General features: G+C 68.8%; 4 protein-coding genes. 1 reads left to right on the top strand and 3 read right to left on the bottom strand.

What is annotated here, in order from left to right; all coding sequences use genetic code 11:
* Nucleotides 1-120: 120 nt before the first annotated feature.
* From VF697_RS32530 to VF697_RS32520, 3 genes are read right to left on the bottom strand one after another with little or no spacing between them, the layout of a single operon-like run.
* Nucleotides 121-1,008: a hypothetical protein gene (locus tag VF697_RS32530; protein WP_331101061.1), complete on the bottom strand. Its 888-nt coding sequence runs from the start codon at nucleotides 1,006-1,008 to the stop codon at nucleotides 121-123.
* Nucleotides 983-2,821, bottom strand: coding sequence for a hypothetical protein (locus tag VF697_RS32525; RefSeq protein ID WP_331101059.1), 1,839 nt, complete (start codon nucleotides 2,819-2,821; stop codon nucleotides 983-985). Before VF697_RS32525 ends, VF697_RS32530 begins: the two co-directional genes overlap by 26 nt.
* 4 nt (nucleotides 2,822-2,825) lie before the next feature.
* Nucleotides 2,826-3,695 carry a trypsin-like peptidase domain-containing protein gene (locus VF697_RS32520; RefSeq protein ID WP_331101057.1) on the bottom strand — a complete coding sequence of 290 codons (870 nt, stop codon included), beginning with the start codon at nucleotides 3,693-3,695 and terminating at the stop codon, nucleotides 2,826-2,828.
* A gap of 246 nt (nucleotides 3,696-3,941) precedes the next feature.
* On the opposite strand from VF697_RS32520, the gene VF697_RS32515 reads away from it, so the two are divergent.
* Nucleotides 3,942-4,991 (top strand): hypothetical protein, encoded by a 1,050-nt coding sequence (locus tag VF697_RS32515; protein WP_331101055.1) that lies wholly within the window; start codon nucleotides 3,942-3,944, stop codon nucleotides 4,989-4,991.
* Nucleotides 4,992-5,046 lie beyond the last annotated feature (55 nt).

Below are 5,046 nucleotides of genomic sequence, written 5' to 3'. Positions count from 1 at the left end.
GAGCGCGGCGTGGACTCGGCGCTCGCGGCGGCTCGTGAGCGGGCTCGCCGCAGGACGGGGCGGTGAGCCCCCGGGCGCTTCCGATGGGAGAAGCGCCCCCGGTGCTGGAGCCCTCTGGACTCATGGCCCGCCCGCGGGGGGCTTGCCGGGTGGCTTCGGAGCCAGGGGGGCCGCTGGCGTCTGGACGTCGGGCTTCGTCGCCACGGGAGTCGTTGGCGAGGAATCCGCCACCGAAGGCGGCATCGTCTCTGCCTGTTCGCTGGGTTTGGGTTGCTGCTGCCTCGTCTCAAGCGGGTCGTTCGGTTTGAACAAGGCGTCGAGGACGTCCCTCATCTTCCTCATCACGACCGTGCTGGATAGACCCGCGATTCCCGCCCAGGCGAGGAGCGCCATCTGTCCTCGCCAAAGATCCGTGGGGATGCTGAACCCGGCGATGCCGCTCTGGAGGGCGAAGTACACCAGCAGGGCCGTGGCGCCTCCAACGAGGGGCCGGGTCAAATAGAAAGTCCACCAGCTCTCGTCGAGCTTCTTCACGCCCGCGAACGTGGCCATGGACGACACGCCATGCAGCCATCCTCCCAGCACGCCCAGGAGGATGACGTAATAGACGAGGGCACAGTCCGACATGCAGACATGGACCGGGTTGACGACCTCCCTGGTTTCACCCGTGCCCGTCGTGGTCTCCCCCGCCTCCGCGGAGGCAACCCCTCCATCCGCGAGCGTCGGCCCGCCATCCGGGGAGGCCACCCCGGCGTCTGGGCGCTCGGACCCATCAGCCCGCTGGAGGGACTGCTCCTGGACGCACGAAACCCCTTGCGACTCGCAGAGCCAGCCACAGCGAGGCAGGAAGGCCGCACCCACGAGCAGCACCAGGAAGAAGGCGTAGTAGCCGATGCCCCGGCTGAGCGAGAGGGGCTTGCGGTTCTCCGGCTTCCCGTGGGCCAGGGGTGGGGTCGCGGGCGTGTCGCCGCCTTCGAAGGGGTCAGTTGAAGTCGAAGAACGGGACATAGTAGGCGACGAAGAGGTTGAGCAGGAGCTCACGCGGGATGACGGCGTCCGGAGTGCTGACGGCGAGGGGGTTGCGCGCGTAGCGGAGATCCACGCCGACGAGGAACGCGTTGCTCGGCGTACCGACGGTGGCGGCGAGCTGCGCACCCGGGGTGACGACGGTGTCCCAGGTCGGTCCAGGGATATCGGCGTCCGGCCGGTAGCCCAGGAGCTGCCCGAGGTCGATGGCCGTCAGCATGAAGTGGGCCCCCAGGCCCCATTTGTTCGGAGGCGAGCCCTGGGTGCCGGGCATGAGCTGGACGGCAACGCCCATCGGCAGCGCGAGCTGCGGCGCCTTCCAATCGCTGCCCTGCAGCAACCGCGAGGTGAAGCCCACCGGCGCGCCGACGGACCAGACCACCTGCCCCTGGCGCTGGCTCCGGTCGGTGCTCGCGTCGATCATCCCCTCGAGGATCTCCTTGCGGCTCTCGCGCACGGCCTGCAGGTTGGAGGCATCCACGGAGGTGAAGGTCGCGGCATAGCCCGCGATGGAGCTCAGCAGGACGGACGCCTTACGCAGACGCTCGGCCTGCTCCCGGGTCTTCGCATCCGAGCCCGAAGCCAGCAGGTTCCGCAGGAGCTCGGTCCCGGCGATGATCATCCGGGGCTGGCTGCCATCGATGGCGGCCGTCATCATCTGGCCGCTGAGCTCGAGCTGTCGCAGACCCAGGACGCACTCGGTCTCCGCCGAGCACTGCTTGCCCCGCGCGGCGAAGTCCGCTTCCACCAGACGGCGGAGGAGCCTGGTCGTCAGCCTGACACCGGCGCGCAGCCGCTCCTGGGGAAGGGGGACGAGGCTATCGCCCCGAGGCTGGCTCGCGAGCAGGGCGGCGTCGGCCTCCAAGGCGATGTCGAGGGCGAGCGCATAGTCCTCGGCGGACGTCAGTCCCCGCTTCTCGAGGACTTTCCTGACGAGCAAGGTCAGGTCGGCGGCCATTCCCCCGCTCAGACCCCGTTCCAGGCGGATGCGAGCGGCCTCCAATCCAGCGCCGAGCGCATCCTTCCGTTTGACCAAGGGGCTGTTGATGATGCTGGAGGCGAGGGCCCAGGCGTCCTCCGCCGTGAAGCGCGGCTTGCCGCGGGAGGTGGCGCGGGCCACGAGCTTGAGGGAGAGCTGGAGGATCGCCTGGGCCTCCGGCTGCGAGAGCGTCGGCCCCACTCCGGGGGACTGCTGGGTGAGCGCCAGCGCCGCATCGGCGATGAGATCCTGCGTGACGGCGACGGTGACAGTCTCCGGATCCGACACCAGCCGCTCGAGCGAAGTGTTGCTGACGGCCGTGCACGTCGCGGGGAGCAGGGCCTGTCCCTGTGAAACGGGTGGCTTGGCATCCTTCGGCGGGGGGGCGAACAACTCGCACACCGCGTCCTTGAACTGGCCGTGGAGGACCTGGAGGCCCTGGCGCCTGGCGCGGGAGACGGCGATCTCCGCCAGCAGGCTCAGGGCTTCCGCGATGGGTTGGGGAACGACCGCGGATTGAGGGCCGCTGTACTGCAGCTCGGGCGTCTTGCGATCGCCCAACTCCGGGTGGACCACATAGGCGTCGAGTTCCTGCGTCGCCAGCTCCTTGGTCACGAGCGAGTCCAGCGTCTCCGCGTCGCGGACGGGCGACTGGGCGACCCCTGGGGTATCTCCGGGCGTCCCCGCGTCAGGCGGTATGACGGGCGGCTTCGCGACCCCCCCAGGCGTGGGTTGAGTCGGGGGAGGCTGCGCATGGGCCGTGAGGGGAGTGGCGCAGAGCAGTGCCACGAGCAGGAGCGGAGCGAGCTTGTGCATGGGTTCAGGCCAGTTCGACGTCGAGGTAGCGGGAGTGGATGGATTCGAAGAAGGAGAATTCCTTGCGGCCGTGGCTGAGGATTCCAATCGAGAAACCCTGCCGGGTGATGAGCGCGGTGCCGGAGTCGCCCGGGTGCGTACAGCCCTCGGTCATGACGACGTCGTGCTGGGTGAGCAGGCCGTTGGCTGTCCTCAAGAGGTGCACGGTCATGCCCGCCGCCAGGATGAGGGGGTGCTCGCTCCGCTGGCGGGTAGGGCAGTACACCGTGCCTCGCTGGTTGAGGTGCTTCAGGCTCGGTGAGGTAGGGCCCGCGATGAGGTGTCCGTCCGGTGTCCTCGAGCGGGCCTGCCGCCCGAACTCCGGCAGCAGATCCACCCGCGCCACGTCCTGGCTCACCCGCCGGAACGTCCCCACCCTGCGGCTGCCGCAATAGACGGGGGTGTTGTCCGCGGCCGTCTCGAAGACGTGCGCCGCTGTGAGGGCATACCGGGCCGGATTGCCGATGAAGCAGGTCCAGGTGCCCTCGGCGAATCCGGGCGTCGTGGACAGGGGGGCTCCGATCTCCAGCTCGGGCACCCCCCCCACCGGCTCCGCGGGCACTCGCGCATAGGCGAAGCCATCGAGCAGGAAGGTGCAGCACGGGATGACCTGGACCTGGCCCCGGACCGTCACCTCGAGGCCGGCATAGGGGAAGCCCTCCCGGTCTCTCTTGGCCAGCAGCACGAGCCCAATCGTGTCCGACCATGCTCCGTCCCGCAGGATGACGCCGTAGCCGAACCCCAGGATGCCCGCGGCGTTGTCTGCCCGAGCGAATCCAAAATCCTCCCCCAGGATCCGGCAGCCTTCTTTCAGATACTCAATGTCTGGCGTCATGAGCAGAAATTGATGATGTCACCCGCAGTGTGTGTCCCTGGCGGCTCCAGCCGCCAAGTGTAGCGTGGGCGACATCAAGCGTCCTCACTCGAAGTGTGGGCCTTGCCTGATGAATGACGCATCCCGGAGAACTCCACTCAAAAAGGAAACCCGGGAAAACGTTCTCGGTGCTAAGACACGCGGCCTCCCCCCGCCGTGGGGTCGGGCTTCCCCCGCCTGGCTTCGCGGCCCCAATCGAGGCACGCGATGAATCTGCGATACACGATGTTGCTGTTGCCGGCGCTGTACCTGGCGGCCTGTGGCCCCTCCCAGGACGAGGTCGTGGTGGATGAGCTCACGGGCCAGGTGCTCGAGGCGGCCACCACCGAGTACGACATGCACCGGCTGCTGGAGGACTCGGACATCACCGGCGGGCAGTGGATCACCACCGCCCAGGTGCAGGCGTTCCTCCAGCAGAAGGGCTCGTACCTAGCCACCTACAAGGATCCGGCCTGGAGCAACAAGACGGCGGCGGCGCTCATCGTGGAGCGCTCCAAGGCGTACACCATCAACCCGCTCTACATGCTGGCGCGCATCCAGACGGAGTCGAGCCTCATCACCAGCGGCACCTCCACCAACCTGTCCAAGGCCACCGGCTGTGGCTGCCCGGACAGCGGCGGGTGTACCGTCTCCTACGCGGGCTTCGGCAACCAGATCGAGTGCTCGGCGAAGAAGCTGCGCGGCTACCTCATCGATCTGGACGCGGGCCGGGCCACCATCTCCGGGTGGAAGCCGGGCGTGCTGAAGAGCACCTCGGATCCGTGCTCGGTGAAGCCGGTCAACAAGGCCACCGCGGCGCTCTACACGTACACCCCGTGGGTGGGCGCGTACGCCATCCAGTGCGGCCGCACGGACGTCGGCGGCTCGTCGCTGGTGGCGGTGAAGTACCACCAGTTCAAGGGCGAGTACGCCTGGGGCACTGGGAGCACCGTCACGTGCTACACGGGCACGGTGGAGGCCAACGTGGCCGTGGGCACCTGCGTGCAGAGCTCCTCGGACGCCATCTGGCGGCAGTGCCAGAGCGACGGCACCTTCACGGCGGGCACCACCACCAAGCCGACCAACTGCACGGCCTCGTGGCCGTGGTGCAGCTCGGCCACGCTGGGCAGGTCCGTGCCGGCGCGCACGTGCGTGCAGTCCAGCGGCGACTCGCAGTGGCACCAGTGCGGCGCCGAGGGCGTGTGGCAGTCCGCCCCGAGCGCGCCGACCACCGGCAGCGGCCCGGTGGGCACCTGCTACGCCACCTACGCGCTCTGAGGCCCCGCGCCTCTCTGGCCCTCCTGGCGCCTCCATATCGGGCAGGCAGCCAGGC

The organism is Archangium sp. (assembly GCF_036388035.1).
In the GTDB taxonomy this organism is placed as follows: Bacteria; Myxococcota; Myxococcia; order Myxococcales; family Myxococcaceae; genus Archangium.
The sequence above is the reverse complement of the archived record's forward strand: the minus strand, read 5'-3'. Positions and strand labels throughout refer to the sequence as shown.